16 protein-coding genes are annotated in these 15,318 nt (G+C 72.0%); 7 read left to right on the top strand and 9 right to left on the bottom strand.

Annotation, left to right across the window (positions count from 1 at the left end; genetic code table 11):
- Positions 1-6: 6 nt before the first annotated feature.
- From Dsi01nite_RS57865 to nadA, 4 genes are all read right to left on the bottom strand, one after another.
- Entirely contained in the window at positions 7-3,237 is a 3,231-nt protein-coding gene (locus Dsi01nite_RS57865) for a WG repeat-containing protein (RefSeq protein WP_239136680.1), read from the bottom strand.
- A 190-nt stretch (positions 3,238-3,427) separates the two neighbouring features.
- The gene (locus Dsi01nite_RS45135; protein WP_203852620.1) at positions 3,428-4,060 is read right to left on the bottom strand and encodes a DUF3043 domain-containing protein; all 633 of its coding nucleotides are present in this window, start codon (positions 4,058-4,060) and stop codon (positions 3,428-3,430) included.
- Positions 4,061-4,130: 70 nt separating this feature from the next.
- The gene (gene murA / locus Dsi01nite_RS45130; protein WP_239136678.1) at positions 4,131-5,474 is read right to left on the bottom strand and encodes a UDP-N-acetylglucosamine 1-carboxyvinyltransferase; all 1,344 of its coding nucleotides are present in this window, start codon (positions 5,472-5,474) and stop codon (positions 4,131-4,133) included.
- A gap of 181 nt (positions 5,475-5,655) precedes the next feature.
- Positions 5,656-6,819: a quinolinate synthase NadA gene (gene nadA, locus Dsi01nite_RS45125; RefSeq protein WP_203852618.1), complete on the bottom strand. Its 1,164-nt coding sequence runs from the start codon at positions 6,817-6,819 to the stop codon at positions 5,656-5,658.
- 65 nt (positions 6,820-6,884) lie between these two features.
- Between nadA and Dsi01nite_RS45120 the strand changes: the two genes are divergently transcribed.
- The 5 genes from Dsi01nite_RS45120 to Dsi01nite_RS45100 all read left to right on the top strand — a co-directional run bounded on the left by Dsi01nite_RS45120 (position 6,885) and on the right by Dsi01nite_RS45100 (position 10,437).
- The gene (locus Dsi01nite_RS45120; RefSeq protein WP_203852617.1) at positions 6,885-8,003 is read left to right on the top strand and encodes a glycerate kinase family protein; all 1,119 of its coding nucleotides are present in this window, start codon (positions 6,885-6,887) and stop codon (positions 8,001-8,003) included.
- A 114-nt stretch (positions 8,004-8,117) separates the two neighbouring features.
- Positions 8,118-8,486, top strand: coding sequence for a HesB/IscA family protein (locus tag Dsi01nite_RS45115; RefSeq protein WP_203852616.1), 369 nt, complete (start codon positions 8,118-8,120; stop codon positions 8,484-8,486).
- Positions 8,487-8,610: 124 nt separating this feature from the next.
- A complete protein-coding gene (locus Dsi01nite_RS45110) occupies positions 8,611-9,591 on the top strand; it encodes a carbohydrate kinase family protein (protein ID WP_203852615.1) in 981 nt (326 codons plus the stop codon).
- A 43-nt stretch (positions 9,592-9,634) separates the two neighbouring features.
- A complete protein-coding gene (locus Dsi01nite_RS45105; protein ID WP_239136676.1) occupies positions 9,635-10,033 on the top strand; it encodes a TlpA family protein disulfide reductase in 399 nt (132 codons plus the stop codon).
- Positions 10,030-10,437: a DUF4395 domain-containing protein gene (locus Dsi01nite_RS45100; protein ID WP_203852614.1), complete on the top strand. Its 408-nt coding sequence runs from the start codon at positions 10,030-10,032 to the stop codon at positions 10,435-10,437. The genes Dsi01nite_RS45105 and Dsi01nite_RS45100 overlap by 4 nt, the downstream gene beginning before the upstream one ends.
- A gap of 285 nt (positions 10,438-10,722) precedes the next feature.
- On the opposite strand, the gene Dsi01nite_RS45095 is transcribed toward Dsi01nite_RS45100, so the two are convergent.
- Together Dsi01nite_RS45095 and Dsi01nite_RS45090 are read right to left on the bottom strand one after the other, a co-directional pair.
- Positions 10,723-10,938: a sulfurtransferase TusA family protein gene (locus Dsi01nite_RS45095; RefSeq protein ID WP_203852613.1), complete on the bottom strand. Its 216-nt coding sequence runs from the start codon at positions 10,936-10,938 to the stop codon at positions 10,723-10,725.
- Positions 10,935-12,071 carry a cysteine desulfurase family protein gene (locus tag Dsi01nite_RS45090; RefSeq protein WP_203852612.1) on the bottom strand — a complete coding sequence of 379 codons (1,137 nt, stop codon included), beginning with the start codon at positions 12,069-12,071 and terminating at the stop codon, positions 10,935-10,937. The genes Dsi01nite_RS45095 and Dsi01nite_RS45090 overlap by 4 nt, the downstream gene beginning before the upstream one ends.
- An 89-nt stretch (positions 12,072-12,160) precedes the next feature.
- On the opposite strand from Dsi01nite_RS45090, the gene ctaC reads away from it, so the two are divergent.
- Both ctaC and Dsi01nite_RS45080 read left to right on the top strand, forming a co-directional pair.
- On the top strand, positions 12,161-13,039 hold the full coding sequence (gene ctaC, locus Dsi01nite_RS45085) for an aa3-type cytochrome oxidase subunit II (RefSeq protein ID WP_373318938.1): 879 nt from the start codon (positions 12,161-12,163) through the stop codon (positions 13,037-13,039).
- Positions 13,040-13,055: 16 nt separating this feature from the next.
- Entirely contained in the window at positions 13,056-13,499 is a 444-nt protein-coding gene (locus tag Dsi01nite_RS45080) for a cytochrome c oxidase subunit 4 (protein ID WP_203852611.1), read from the top strand.
- A gap of 86 nt (positions 13,500-13,585) precedes the next feature.
- Here Dsi01nite_RS45080 and Dsi01nite_RS45075 read toward each other — a convergent pair whose 3' ends face one another.
- The 3 genes from Dsi01nite_RS45075 to Dsi01nite_RS45065 form a co-directional block, all read right to left on the bottom strand.
- Positions 13,586-14,128, bottom strand: coding sequence for a phospholipase (locus Dsi01nite_RS45075; protein WP_203852610.1), 543 nt, complete (start codon positions 14,126-14,128; stop codon positions 13,586-13,588).
- Positions 14,129-14,205: 77 nt separating this feature from the next.
- Positions 14,206-14,397 (bottom strand): hypothetical protein, encoded by a 192-nt coding sequence (locus Dsi01nite_RS45070; RefSeq protein ID WP_203852609.1) that lies wholly within the window; start codon positions 14,395-14,397, stop codon positions 14,206-14,208.
- A 58-nt stretch (positions 14,398-14,455) separates the two neighbouring features.
- Complete coding sequence (locus Dsi01nite_RS45065; protein WP_203852608.1) at positions 14,456-15,235, bottom strand: hypothetical protein; 780 nt, start codon at positions 15,233-15,235, stop codon at positions 14,456-14,458.
- Between the last annotated feature and the right edge of the window lie 83 nt (positions 15,236-15,318).

Genomic DNA, 15,318 nt, shown 5'->3' with positions numbered 1-15,318 from the left:
AACTGCTTACATGACGGGACGCGTATCGGCGAGCAGACGGTCGATCTCGTCCGTCACCCCGGTGCGGCTCGGGAATGTGGCCTCGATCACCGTCCGGCCGCGCCGGTCCAGGGCACCCCAGCGCTGCGCGTCGTCCGCGTACAGGAACGCGACCGGGTGGATCATCAGCGTGTGGTGCACCGGCGGCACCAGCACCCGCCCGGAGCGGTCCACGACACCCTTGCGCCCGTCGAGGGAAACGACGGCGAGACCTTCGTCACTGAAGCCGTCGATGTACCGACCGTCGAGCAGCGCGGTGGCGAACCCGTCGTACTGGAACGACACGACGACCCGGCCGACGCTGTCGACGGCGCCCCAGTGCTCGCCGCGCCGCACGGCCGCGACCCCCCGCCGGAACGGCCGGACGTCGTCGAACCCGGTCGAGATGAGCACCGCGTTGGTCTTGTCGATCGCGATCCACCGGTTGGTGCCGTCCCGCGACACCCAGGCCACCCCGTCGGAGAAGCTCCCGACGCCCAGGTAGCCGACGGCGGGCTCGATGAGCACCTTGCCGGTGTCGTCGATGAGCTCCCAGTTCTGCGACCCCTGCCGCTGCACCCACGCCACCCCGTCCCGGAACGGCTGGACGTCGAGGTATCCGGGGCCGATGCAGAAGTTGCCGTCCGGCTCGATGTACCCCCAGCGCTGGGTCTGCTCGTCGAACGCGGGCGCCGGCGACTTGCGGATCTGCAGGATCTCGTCGCGGCTGCGCGGGTAGGGCCCCCAGCCCTTCTCCGCGACCCGCCGGAACACCGCGTCCAGGGCCAGCTCCGTTTGCGCGATGAGCTCCGGGTCCTCCTCCTTGCGCAGGTCCAGGGCCCGTTCGAAGTGGTTGCACGCCTCCATGTAGCGGCCCTGGTCGTAGGCGCACTTGCCGGCGTGCTGGTGCATGGTGGCCCGAAGCCGGTCCGGCAGCTCGCTGCTGTTGGCGAGCGTGAACAGCCGGTCGGCCTCGTCGAACTCCTCCCGCCACTGCAGCACGTGCGCGAGCCGGGCCTGCGCGATCGCGATGCGGCGCAGCTCACCGGTCGCCTCGGCGTGCGCGAGGGCGAGCTTGCCGTCGGCGAACGCCTTCGGCATGTCGTTGAGGATCCGCGACACCACCGCGCGCAGGCTCAGCAGCCGCGCCCGGGTCGGGTTGTCGGCGACGCCGTTGAGCTTCGCGGTCAGCAGGTCCCGGATCTCGGTGAGCTCCGCGACCTCGTCGCCCTCGATCTGCTCGCGCAGCGTGTCCGGGTCGAAACGCCACACGTAGCCGGCGAGGACCTGCTCCGGGTCCGGCCCGGCGGCGTCCTCGGACTTCGCCTCGGGTCGCGGCGCCGGCGAGGTCGGCAGCAGCGCCGCCAGCTCGGCCGGGAAGCCTTCCGCGCCGGGCCGCACGATCGGCAGATAGCCCGTGGCCTGCAACCCGTCGACGCCGGCGCCGGTCAGCGACGCCGAACGGTAGGCGTCCATCGCCGACTGCTGCACCGCTGCGGACCCTTCGGTTTCCGGCTGCTGCTCTGGCACGTCCACCGCCGGCTCGCCCGGTTCGCCGCCGCCGGCGGGCCCGAACGCGTTGAACGGCACGTCCGGCGTGACGAGGGGCGGCGCGCTCATCGGCGCCACCGCCACGGCCGGCGGTTCGGCGGGCGGCGGCTCGGGCGCCACCGGGACGGGCGCCGGCTCGGGCACCGTGACGGCCGGCTGCTGCGGCGCCGCGGAGACGGGCACCGCCGAGACGGGTGCCGCCGACACCGGCGCGGCCGAGACTGGCCGGTTGCCGGGGTCGGCGTTCCAGCCCGGCGCCGGGGCGGCCGAGACCGGGCGGTTGCCGGGGTCGGCGCTCCAGCCCGGTCCGGGGGCCGCGGACACCGGCTGGTTGCCGGGGCCGGCGCTCCAGCCGGGGCCGGGTGCGGCCGAGACGGGCCGGTTGTTCGGGTCGGCGTTCCAGCCGGGGCCGGGAGCGGCGGACACCGGCCGGTCGGCGAGGTCGTCCTGCCATCCGTGGCCGGGCGCCGGGGACTGCGGTGCCGCCGAGACGGGCGCGGAGGACACCGGCGCCGAGGACACCGGCCGGTCGTCACCCGCCTGGTCGTCGCGGACCGGCGCCCCGTACGTCCGTGGCGTCGGAGCACCCTGCGGCGGGGCGCCGTACGTGCGACCCTGCGGCGGCGCGCCGTGCTGGGCGGGCGCGCCGTAGACCGTGGCGCGGCCCTGACCGCCGTACGTCGTCCCGGCCGGCGGTGCGCTCATCGGCGCGTCCACCGGCGGCGCGCCGTAGACGGTGGCCCGGCCGGTGGTGCCGGGCGGGGCCGCGCCCGCGGCGCCGCGGCGCACCCGGGGGACCTCGTCCGTCGGCTCGTCCAGCGCCGGGTTGCGCGGGCGGCCGTGTCCCTGCTGCGGGCGGCCGTACCCGGGCGGCGGCCCGTCATAGCCGCGCCGGTCGTCGTACCCGCGCGGCTCGTCGTATCCCCGCCGGTCGTCGTAGCCGCGCCGGTCGTCGTATCCGCGTGGCTCGTCGTAGCCCCGCCGGTCGTCGCGGCCGCGCCCGTCGTAGCCGCGCCCGTCGTCGCGCCGGCCGTCGTCGTAGGGCTGCTCGTAGCCGCGGCGGTCGTCGTACCCCTGCTGCGGGTGCCTGCCGGGTCCCGGGTGCCCCTGCTGCGGGTGCGGAGGTCCCTGATAGCCACCCTGCTGCGGGCGGCCCTGCTGGGGGACCTGGCCCGGATGCCCGGGATGCTGCTGCGGGTGACCGCCCGGCTGCGGCTGCCCCTGCGCCCACCGCTGCTGCGGCGCGCCGTGCGGCCGGCCGCGCTCGTCGCCGGGCCCGCGCGGGTCGCCGGCGCGGGGGTCTACCGCACGAGGGTCAGCGGCACGAGGGTCAACGGGGCGGTGGTCGGCCCGGCGGGGGTCGCCGGCGAACCGGGGGTCCGCGAGTCGCGGATCGGCCAGGCGCGGGTCGCCCTGCCGCGGGTCGCTCAGGCGTGGGTCGCCCTGCTGGCGGGGGTCACCGTACTGCCGGCCCGGCGGGCGGCGGCCGGGGTCGTCGGCCCACGGCTCGGCGCCTTGGGAGTCGGAGCGGTGTTCGGGGCCGCCGCGACCCGACGGTGTCTGCTCGTCACGTCGCTGCTCCGGCACCCTGGTCCACGGCATGGTCGGCACTGCCGCCCAGGTGGGCGCGGCGGTTCCCGGCTCTTCCCCCGGGTACTCGTCGCTCACAGCTTCGCTCTCCTCGCCCCGATCCGGCACCAATCATGCACCGGCGCACGCCACGCGCCTACCCGGTGAAATCGTGGTCCGGTCGCGAAGGGAGGGTACGGCTTGGGAGCCGTCCAACGCCACCGTCGGGCGGGCCGCCGCCGCCGAATCGTTGTCGCCCGACGGGCCGGATCCGGGCGCCGTCCGGTCGTCAGACCGTGGCGCCGACCTTCACCTGCGGTTTCGGGTTGCGGATGAAGCGGAACGAGATGGCGCGCATGATCGCGTAGAAGTACAGCCGGCCGAGCTTCTCCGTGGACGCGGGGAAGCGCTCCTTGACGAGCCGCTTGATCGTCCGCGAGATCAGGAAGCTGTCGATCGCGGTCGCGACGGCCATGACGCCGAAGAGGGCGTTGGCGGCGAAGTAGATGCTCGGGTTCAGGTTGCGGTTGAAGCCCACCAGCATCACCAGGAACGTGGTGCCGAAGAAGAAGGTGCCGATGGTGCGCCGCGAGTCGACGATGTCGCGGACCAGCCGGCGCTCGGGGCCCTTGTCGCGGGCGAGCAGGTAGCGCTCCTCGCCGTTGGCCATGCCCTCGCGGGCCTCGAGCCGTTCGGCGCGCTGCCGCTCCCGCATCTTCTTGCTGGCCTCGCGGCGGTTCGCCGCGGGCGGCTCGGCGACCCGACGGCCGGCCACGGTCCGCTTCGGCGTGGTCTTGCCCAGGTCGCGCTTGCTCAGGGTCTGGCGCTTACCGGACGCGCCCTCGGGCCCGGAACTCTCCGTGGGCTCGGGGGTGGCGGCCACGGCGGGCTCGGCTGACTTGCGGGAGAACAACGACGGCACGCCGTGAAGGGTAGCGGACAGTAGGCGGGCGACCCAACGCTCGGTGCCGCCCGCCGTACCAACTCCGCCTTTAACCGAGCTCGACGTGCGCGCCGAGGCCGTTCAGCTTGCCCTCGAAGTCCTCGTAACCGCGCTGGATGAGCTTGACGCCATACACCCGGGAGGTGCCCTCGGCGGCGAGCGCCGCGATCAGGTGGCTGAACCCGGCCCGCAGGTCCGGGATCACCAGGTCGGCGGCGTGCAGCTTGGACGGGCCGGCGATGACCGCGGAGTGCATGAAGTTGCGGCGGCCGAACCGGCACGGCGTGCCACCGAGGCACTCACGGTACGTCTGGATGGTGGCGCCCATCTGGTTGAGCGCGGCCGTGTAGCCGAGGCGCCGCTCGTAGACCGTCTCGTGCACGATCGACAGCCCGCGGGCCTGCGTGAGCGCCACGACCATCGGCTGCTGCCAGTCGGTCATGAAGCCGGGGTGCACGTCGGTCTCCATCGCCACGGCGTTGAGCTCGCCGCCCGGGTGCCAGAAGCGGATGCCGCCCTCGCCGGGGGTGTCGTCGATCTCGAACGCGCCACCGACGGACGTGAACAGGTTGAGGAACGTCATCATGTCGGCCTGCCGGGCGCCGCGGACGAAGACGTCGCCGCGGGTCGCGAGGGCGGCCGCGCCCCAGCTGGCCGCCTCGATGCGGTCCGGGATGGGACGGTGCTTGTAGCCGGTGAGGCGCGGCACACCCTGGATCTCGATGACCCGGTCGGTGTGGACCTTGATGATCGCGCCCATCTTCTGCAGCACGCAGATCAGGTCGATGATCTCCGGCTCGACGGCGGCGTTGCGCAGCTCGGTGACGCCCTCGGCGCGCACGGCGGTGAGCAGGATCTGCTCGGTCGCGCCGACGCTCGGGTACGGCAGCTCCAGCTTCGCGCCGTGCAGCCCGTTGGGCGCGGTGATGTCCATGCCCTTCTCGGACTTCTCCACGACCGCGCCGAACTCGCGCAGCGCCTGGATGTGGAAGTCGATGGGCCGCCCGCCGATGTTGCAGCCGCCGAGGTCGGGGATGAACGCGTGACCGAGCCGGTGCAGCAGCGGCCCGCAGAACAGGATCGGGATGCGGCTGGAGCCGGCGTGCACGTTGATCTCGTCGACGTTGGCCGACTCGACGTCGGAGGTGTCGAAGTGCAGCTCGCCGTCGAGCGGGCCGCGGGTGACCTTGACCCCGTGCAGCTCGAGCAGGCCGGTGACCACTTCGACGTCGCGGATCGCCGGCACGTCGAAGAGCGTGCTCGGGGTTTCGCCCAGCACCGCCGCGACCATCGCCTTGGAGACGAGGTTCTTGGCACCGCGCACCCGCAGCTCGCCGTTGAGCGGCGCGCCGCCGTGCACGGTGAGGACGTCACCGGCGTCGTAGTTGGTCACGGAAAACCCTCCTGCAGGCAGGAATTGAAGAGGAGACGTGCTGACGGAGCGTGAACCCGCGCAGCAGCATAACCACATCTACTGCATGCGAGCGCCGACCGCACGTCCGTCGTGGCACGAAGACGTGACTCCGACAGCGATCATCCTTCGGGCATCACGGAGGGTGATGGAAAGGTCCTCTTTAGGGGAGCGCCAGCATCCGGTCGAGCGCCACCCGGGCGTAATGCGCGGTGTCGGCGTCGACGGTGATCTCGTTCGGCACGCGGCCGGCGACGAGCTCCTCCAGGGCCCACACGAGGTGCGGCAGGTCGATCCGGTTCATCGTCGAGCAGTAGCAGACGTTCTTGTCCAGGAACATGATCTGCTTGTCCGGGTGCGCCAGCGCGAGCCGGCGGACCAGGTTGAGCTCGGTCCCGACCGCCCACGCCGAGCCGGCCGGCGCCGCCTCGATCATCCTGATGATGTATTCGGTGGAGCCCACGTGGTCCGCGGCGGTGACCACCTCGTGCTTGCACTCCGGGTGGACCAGCACGTTGACCCCGGGCACCCGGGCGCGCACGTCCTCGACGCTGTCGAGGGTGAAGCGGCCGTGCACCGAGCAGTGCCCACGCCACAGGATCATCTTCGCGTCGAGCAGCTGCTGGTCGGTCAGGCCGCCACCGGGCTTGTGCGGGTCGTAGAGCACGCAGTCCTGCAGCGTCAGACCCATCTTCAGCACCGCCGTGTTGCGGCCCAGGTGCTGGTCGGGCAGGAAGAACACCTTCGAGCCGCGCTCGAACGACCACTTCAGCGCCGTCTCCGCGTTGGACGACGTGCACACCACGCCGTCGTTGCGCCCGACGAAGCCCTTGATGTCGGCGGTCGAGTTCATGTATGTGACCGGCACCACGTCACCGGCGATGCCGAGCCGGGTGAAGTGCTCCCAGGCCTTCTCGACCTGCACGAGGGCGGCCATGTCGGCCATCGAACAGCCGGCGGCCAGGTCGGGCAGCACGACCCGCTGTGTCGCGGAGGTCAGGATGTCGGCGCTCTCCGCCATGAAGTGCACACCGCAGAACACGATGTACTCCGCGTCGGGGCGGGCGGCGGCCTCCCGGGCCAGCTTGAACGAGTCGCCGGTCACGTCGGCGAACTGGATCACCTCGTCGCGCTGGTAGTGGTGGCCGAGCACGAAGACCCGGTCGCCGAGGGCGGCCTTGGCCGCTCTGGCCCGCTCGACGAGGCCGGGGTCGGACGGTGCGGGCAGGTCGCCGGGGCACTCGACCCCCTTCTCGGTGTCGGGGTCGGTGCCGCGGCCCAGCAGCAGGAGCGCGGTGGCGGTTGACGACGGTTCAGCCCAGGTCACCCTTCGATCGTCGCACGCGTGCGGTAGTGCGGAACTGTGACCTACGAGACGTGCACAATGTCCGGATGCGTGTCCTGGTGTGCCCCGACAAGTTCGCCGGGACGATCTCGGCCGTCGACGCCGCCGAGGCCCTCGCGGCGGGCTGGCGGGGCGTCCGGCCCGGTGACGAGCTGACCCTGCGACCGCTGTCCGACGGCGGTCCCGGTTTCGCGGGGGTACTGGCAGCGGCGCTGCCGCACGCCCGCGTCCTGACGGTGCCGACGACCGACCCCCTGGGCCGCCCGGCTGTGGGACACGTCGTGCTCGACGGCACCACGGCCTACGTGGAGAGCGCCGAGGCGTGCGGGCTGCACCTGCTCACCCCTGCTGAACGTGACCCTCGGCACACCACGACCTTCGGCCTCGGGACCCTGCTGCTCGCCGCGGTCGAGGCGGGGGCCACCACGCTCGTCGTCGGGCTCGGCGGCAGCGGCACCAACGACGGCGGCGCGGGCCTGCTCGCCGCCCTGGGCGCCGCCCCGCTCGGCGCGTCCGGCTACGCCCTGCCGTACGGGGGAGCGGCCCTGGTCGACTGCGTCGCGCTGGGTGGCGTACCGAGGCTGAGAGAGGCGACCCTGATCGCCGCCACCGACGTGGACAGCCCCCTGCTCGGGCTGCGGGGCGCGAGCGCTGTCTACGGCCCGCAGAAGGGCGCGACCAGGGAAGACGTCTTCCTGCTCGACGCCGCGCTGACCCGGTTCGCCGAGGTGCTGCAGACGCTGCCGGCCGCGCCGTCCGGGCTCGTGGACCTGCCCGGGTCGGGCGCCGCCGGCGGGCTCGGCGCCGCGCTCCTCGCGCTCGGCGCCCGGGTCGAGTCGGGCATCGGCCTGGTCCGCCGGCTGACCCTCCTGGACGCCGAACTGGACGAGGTCTCCCTGGTCGTGACCGGTGAGGGCGCCTTCGACGAGCAGTCACTGCGGGGCAAGGTCGTGGCCGGTGTGGCGAACGCCGCACGTGATCTCGGCGTCCCCTGCGTGGTCGTCGCCGGCCGGGTCGACGCGGGCCGGCGGGAGGCCGCCAGCATCGGCGTCACCGAGACCCACTCCCTGGTCCAGCACTTCGGCAGCGTCGCCGAGGCCCTGGCCAGGCCCGCCGAAGGGCTGCGGGAACTGGGCGAACGGCTAGCTCTCCAATGGAGCCGCTAGCTCTCCATCGGAGCCGCTAGCACGAAAGCGTGTCACTATGAGAGGGAATGCCATCGGACGCTGCCGCGTTGAGCTCCGGTGGAACTGTAGACATCACCGCAGGGAGCCTTGATCGTGACCGCTTCGAAGTTTGCCGAGCCTGTTCAGACGGACAACCCGGCCGGCATCGGCCTCACCGCGGATGCCGCTGTCAAGGTGAAGGGCCTGCTCGAGCAGGAAGGCCGGGACGACCTGCGGCTGCGCGTCGCGGTCCAGCCCGGCGGCTGCTCCGGCCTGCGCTACCAGCTCTTCTTCGACGAGCGCTCGCTCGACGGGGACAAGGTCAGCACCTACGACGGCTTCGAGGTCGTCGTCGACCGCATGAGCGTGCCCTACCTCACCGGCGCGACGATCGACTTCGCGGACCGGATCGACGCGCAGGGCTTCACCATCGACAACCCCAACGCCCAGGGCTCGTGCGCCTGCGGCGACTCCTTCCACTAAGCCACCTCACAGAGCCGCTCTCCGCACCCCGGAGGGCGGCTTTGCGCTGTCCCGGGTGTTTGCCGGGGCGCCATCCGGGTGTCCTAGTCTGTTCAGGCCCTGCCGTCTTGAGACCGAGGTTTCCATGAAGATCGTCGTCACCGGCTCGATCGCGACCGACCACCTGATGCACTTCCCGGGCCGCTTCGCCGAGCAGCTCCTGCCCGACCAGCTGCACAAGGTCTCGCTGTCGTTCCTCGTCGACGACCTCACGGTCCGCCGCGGTGGGATCGCCCCCAACATCGCGTACGGCATGGCGCTGCTCGGCCTCGAACCGATCCTCGTGGGCGCCGTCGGCGCCGACTTCGGCGACTACCGCAGCTGGCTCACCCGGCACGGGGTCGACTGCGACTCGGTCTACGTGAGCGATATCGCGCACACCGCCCGGTTCGTCTGCACCACCGACGACGACCTGTGCCAGATCGCCTCGTTCTACGCGGGCGCCATGTCGGAGGCCCGCAACATCGAGCTGTCCCCGGTCAACACCCGGGTGGGCGGCATCGACCTGATCCTGATCAGCGCCAACGACCCGGTCGCGATGGTCCGGCACACCGAGGAGGCCCGGGCGCTCGGCGTCCCGTTCGCCGCCGACTGCTCGCAGCAGCTGGCCCGGATGTCGGCCGACGAGATCCGCAAGCTGATCGACGGCGCCGCGTACCTGCTGACCAACGACTACGAGAAGGAGCTGCTCGAGTCGAAGACCGGCCTCGACACCGAGCAGCTGCTCGACAAGGTCGGCGTGCTCGTCACCACCCTCGGCAAGGACGGCGCGCTCATCCGCGGCCGTGGCCTGCCCGGCGAGATCCACGTCCCGGTCGCCAAGGGCGTCGTGGCCAACGACCCGACCGGCGTCGGCGACGGCTTCCGCGCCGGCTTCTTCGCCGCGCTGTCGTGGGGCCTGGGCCTGGAGCGGTCCGCGCAGGTCGGCTCGATGGTCGCCGCGCTGGTCCTGGAGACCGTCGGCCCCCAGGAGTACGAGATCCTGCCCGCCGAGTTCACCAAGCGCATCGCCGAGTCCTACGGCGACACCGCCGCCGACGAGATCCGGGCCTTCCTGCCCGTCTGACTATCCCTATCGGTGTAGTAGGAACCGGCGTACAGTTGCCGCTGTGACGATCGTGGTCGTGGCGCTGCTCGCCTTCGCCACCGTGGTCGGGCTCGTCTACCGGGCCCGCTACGGTCGCCTCCACGCGGCCGGCGGCGACCTGCCGCCGGGCCTGCTCGCCCCGGCCCGTGACACGGTCACCCTGCTGCACTTCTCGTCCGCGACGTGCGCGCCGTGCCGCCAGGTCCGGGCCGTCTGCGCCGACCTGGCCGGCGGCCTGGACGGCGTCCGGCACGTCGAGCTCGACGCCGACGAGCACCTCGACGCCGTCCGTGACCTCGGCATCTGGCGCCTGCCGACCCTGCTGGTCGTCGACCGGCGCGGCAACATCGCCCAGCGCACCGTCGGCGTCCCGGACCGTGCGTCCCTGCGCGCCACCGTCACGGAGGTCCTCGCCGCATGATGCTCGACCCTCGCGGCCCGCGGTTCTCCGCCGGCCTCACCACCATCCTCTTCGTCGTCGTCCTGCTCACCGGCAACGGCTGGCTCGCCCTGGCCCAGGCGGCCGTGTTCGCCGTCGGCGCGTACGACCCGCGGCTGACCCCGTACGGCCTGCTCTACCGCTATCTCGTCGCACCTCGGCTCGGCCCGCCGGCGGAGCGCGAGGACGGCGCCCCGGTCCGCTTCGCCCAGGCGGTCGGGTTCGTCTTCGCCACTCTCACCGTCGTCGGCTACCTGTCCGGCGCCACCGTCGTCGGCGCCGTCGGGGCGTCGTTCGCCCTGGTCGCCGCGTTCCTGAACGCGGTCTTCGGCCTGTGCCTCGGCTGCGAGGCCTACCTGCTGATCAAGCGCCTGCGCACAGCCTGACCCCTGGCCTTCGACGGCGGGCGTGCCCACGGACGGCCTGACCCTGGCCTCCGACGGCGGGCGTGCCCACGGACGGCCTGACCCTGGCCTCCGACGGCGGGCGTGCCCACGCACGGACCGGCACCTCAGCACTCCCCGTGCACCGGTCCGCATGCCGGGGTCGCTTGACCGATCTGGCCACCCGACCGGCGCCGGGCTTCCGTTCTACCTGGACGCTACCCCGACCGTACTAATCGATCTTCGGAGTCGCTACCGTCCGTAGTAACCGGACGTCAGCGTAGCCCATCAGCGGAGTTCGACCGTGTGGCGGTCGCCGTCGGTGGAGATGAAGGTGTGGCCCCGCAGCCGGCACCAGGCGGGGATGTCGACCGCGGCGGCCGGGTCGTCGGCGAGGACCTCGATCCGGGTGCCGGGGGAGTGGCCGGCGGCCAGCTTCGCCAGCATGATCACCGGCAGTGGGCAGCGCCGGCCGAGAGCGTCGACGACCAGGGGCCCGCTCACATCCCCACCTCCGCGCGCACGTCCGCGACCAGGCCGGGCAGCACCGCGAGGAACCGCCGCACGTCCTCGGTGGACACTGCACTGTGGAGCGAGACGCGGACGTTGCCGTGGGTGAGCACGCCCATCGCGGCCAGGACGTGCGAGGGCCGCAGGGTGTCGGCGGTGCAGGCCGAGCCCGACGACACCGCGAAGCCGGCCCGGTCCAGGGCGTGCAGGAGGACCTCGCCGTCGACGTACAGGCAGGAGAACGTCACGATGTGCGGCAGCCGCTCGACGGGCTCGCCGACCACCTCGACGTCGGGCACGGTGGCGGCGACCGTGGCCCGGATCTCCTCGACGAGCGCGCTCAGCCGGGCCGCCTCCGTCGCGGCCTCGGCCTGCACGGCCCGCAACGCCGCCGCGGCGGCCACCACCGCCGGGACGTCCACCGGCGACTCCCACGGCTGCTCCCAGCGGGTGCCCTTGCGCACGGCGAGGACGCCGACACCGGCCGGGCCGCCCCACTTGCGGGCGCTGCCGGCGAGCAGGGACCAGCCGGTGGGCAGCGCCACACGACCGATCGACTGGGCGGCGTCGACCAGCAGCGGCACCCCGGCCGAACGGCACAACGCGGCGGCGCCGGCGACCGGTTGGACCGTCCCCACCTCATGATTCGCGCTCTGGACGGCCGCCATGGCCACTTCCGGCGAATCCAGCGCCGTTTCCAGGGCGCCGAGGTCGACCCGTCCGGTCAGTGACACCGGCACCTGCACAGCAAGGTCGCCGGCGGCCTTGATCACCGCGGAGTGCTCGACCGCGGTGTGGACCACCAGCCGGCGGTCGCGGGCCCGCCTGACCCCGGCCACGGCCTGCCGGATCGCGTCGGTGCCACCGGCCGTGAAGTGCAGTTCGTCGGGGCGCGCGCCGAGGACCTCGGCGACCGCGGCCCGGGCGGCGTCCAGCAGCTGGCGGGCGCGCCGGGCGGGGGTGTAGAGCTTGCCCGGGTCGGCCCAGCCGTCGTCCAGTGCGGCCAGAAACGCTTGCCGCGCAACGGGATGCGGCGGCATCGCGGTGGCGGCGTCGAAGTAGACACCCACCCGCGCAACGCTATCGCGACCCGGACACGACCACCCCAAGCCGGGCGGACCGCGCATGGTCGAGTACGCTCGCCAGCGTTGGTGAGGCTTGCCGTGCGAGGGACCTTCACAAGGACCGCACGGCGCTGCTAAGGAGGCAGGAGCAGGTGGTCTCAAGAGGTTTGAGCCCCGCGCGCGCCGTCGGGCTCGCCGTCTCGGCCGTCGCGGTGACGACCCTGCTCGCCGGGTGCTCCGTCGACAGCGCGTTCGCCGGGTTCGGTTGGCCGAAGGGCATCACCCAGCAGGGCGATCGCATGTATGACCTGTGGATCGGGTCGGTGGTCGCGGCGCTCGTGGTCGGTGTCTTCGTGTGGGGCCTGATCTTCTGGTGCGTGGTGCGCTACCGCAAGCGGGGCGACGAGCTGCCGCCCCAGACGCGCTACAACATGCCGTTCGAGATCCTGTACACGGTCGCGCCGTTCGTGGTCATCGCCGTGCTGTTCTTCTACACCGCGGTCATCCAGACCGACGTGGACCGGCTGTCCAAGAACCCCGACGTCAACGTCGAGGTCATCGCCTCGAAGTGGAACTGGCAGTTCGTCTACAGCGACTCCAAGGGCCCGGACGGCAAGCCGATCACGACGGTCGGCGCCGACGACTACATCCCGGTGCTGGTGCTGCCGGCGGGCAAGTCGGTGCAGTTCAAGGAGACCTCGCGGGACGTCATCCACTCGTTCTGGGTGCCGGACATCCTGTTCAAGCGGGACGTCATCCCCGGCGTGGAGAACAGGTTCGAGATCAAGCTCAAGGACAACGCCGCCGGTGCGTACGTCGGCCGGTGCGCGGAGCTGTGCGGCACCTACCACTCGATGATGAACTTCGAGCTGCGGGTCGTCTCCGCCGAGCAGTACCAGCAGTACCTGGACCTGCGGGGTGCCGGTAAGAGCACTCCGGAGGCCCTGGCGCAGCTGGGCTTCCCGAACCAGGGGTACGCGACGACGACGCACCCGTTCGACACCGACCGCACGCAGCGGTCCTCGAGCTGAGAAGGGGCGCACGGCGATGAAGTCAGAAGGACGCTTGTTCTTCGTGCTCGCGTTGTTCGTGTTCGCGATGGCCGCGCTCTACGGCTGGTGGACGAACGTCGCGCCGCACGAGCAGACCGGGCACCGGGGCGTCGAGTGGATCGGCGTGGTCGCGCTGATCCTGTCGGGCCTGCTGCTCACGATGATCGGCAGCGCGCTGTGGTTGATCTCGCGCCGCATCGAGCCGCGTCCCGAGGACCGGCCCGAGGCCGAGATCCACGAGGGCGCGGGTGACCTGGGCTTCTTCAGCCCGGGCAGCTACTGGCCGATCGGTATCGCCCTGTCGGCGGCGATCGCGTGCCTGGGCCTCGCGTTCGACCAGTGGTGGCTCGTCGCGGTCGGCCTGATCTCGGTCCTCGTCGCGACGTGTGGCCTGATGTTCGAGTACTACACCGGCACGCGGCGCGGCGCCGAGCACTGAGCCGTACAAGAACGAGCACTGAGCTGTTTAAGAAAGAGCACTGAGCTGTACAAGAAAAGGGGGGCCTCCGCGGAGGCCCCCCTTGCTCATGCGTTCGCTTGTGCTTTGGCGGCGGCGAGCTCGCCGCGTTCCTTGAGGTCCGCGGCGCGCTGCAGGTCGGCGTCGCGCACGACCAGGTTTCCGAACGCGGCCACGGCCTGGTAGTACGTCCAGGCGAGGCTGGTGCAGGCCGGTCTGACGAAGGCGTTGTACGTGGCGCACTTCGCCTTCAGGTCCCGGTAGAACGCGTCGTCGATGCGGGACTTGTTGGCAGGGAACTGCCCGACCGACTTGTAGTTGCGGTAACCGAAGTCGTGCCGCTGGCACGACAGCCGGAAGTCGAAGCCGAGCGGCTGGTCCGGGCTGCTCGAGCAGTAGTCGGTGGACCAGTCGAAGGCGTAGGACGCCCAGTCGGACTGGTGCTGGCGGGCGGCGTTCCAGGCGTTGTAACTGGCGGCGGTCGGCTGTGACCAGGTCGACATGACGGCCAGCTTCTCGTCGATGCCGGCCGCGGCGGCGGGGGATGCGGTGCTGACGATGCCGGCCATCGCGCATGCGAGCGCGAGGACGGCGGCGCGCCGGAGATTCATGAACAGATTGTCCAGCCTCAATGTGTACCGGCACGGAACCTGCGCCGAACGGTACCTACGGAGAGCTGAACGGCCGTTCAGGCCGCCTTGCGCCCCTGCCGCAGGATCACCCGCGAGCGCCGGTCCATCAGCAGGATGACCGGCGCCACCACGATCGCCGCGCCGCAGGCCGTGCAGGCCCGGTCGGGGCAGGTCGCCCGGGGATGGTCGGTGCAGGCCGGTCGCTCGAAGATCCGCTGCCGGGCGCAGGTGTCGCAGTGCAGCTCCATGCCCGTCACCGTCCCACCGCCCATCGCACCGGCCCGGGACGGCGGGCGGCGTGTCGCATCACTTTTCGGTACCACTCGGCTTCGGGCTCCGCACCGGCGTCCTGGCCGGCGTCTTCGGCTTGGCCGTCGGCGGCAGGAACGCCTCGTCACTCACGCTCGGCGTCGTGTACTGCAGCGTGAGCTGCGTGTACCTGCCGGCGTCGGTGGTCCCGTCGAAGTACGCCAGCAGCCCGCCCGGGTTCACGCAGGCCGTCTCGGTCCGGACCCCCTTCGCGGTCACCGACACGCACTGCGCGTCGCCGCGCTTCGACGTGCCGGTCCGCACGTCCTCGCCCTGCGCGATGGTCGCGAGCCGCCCCATCGCCGCCTCGGGCGCCATGAAATCGCCCCCGAACGCGTCGCTGATCGCCTTCGCCTGCGACGGGGACATGGCGTCCACCCCGGGCCCTTCGTCGCACTGTACGACCGGCTGAGGGGTCTTCTTGACCTTCGTCGAGCTCGGCGCGGGGGACGGCGCCACGGCCCGGCACAGGTACGTGCCGTCCGGCGTCGAGATGTACGTGACACCCGCGCCCCGGTACGCCCGCCGCGGCATGGACTGCGACACGATCACGGTCGCCCCGGCGGCGGTCGTGTACTGGATCGTCGCGTCCGACTGCAACCCGAGCACCAGCCGCGAGGCGAGACTGTCGACCAGTTCGAGGGCCGGGTTGGCGGCCTCCGCCTGCTCCTTGACCGGCGCGCCGCACGACTTCGCCATCATGCCGGCGAAGCCGAGGGTCAACGCGCCCGCGACGACCGCCGACAGCAGCGCCTTCTTCTGAGAGTTGTTCGCCACGTTTCGTCAACGGCGGTCAGTGCCCGGAGGGCACGGACCGCCGTTGACGAAACGTGGCTTGCTGTTTCTTCCGCGGCGGCCTT

The sequence above is a fragment of the Dactylosporangium siamense genome, assembly GCF_016862795.1.
Taxonomy (GTDB): domain Bacteria; phylum Actinomycetota; class Actinomycetes; order Mycobacteriales; family Micromonosporaceae; genus Dactylosporangium; species Dactylosporangium siamense.
Note: the sequence above shows the minus strand (reverse complement) of the source record. Positions and strands in the feature narration are given on the sequence as shown.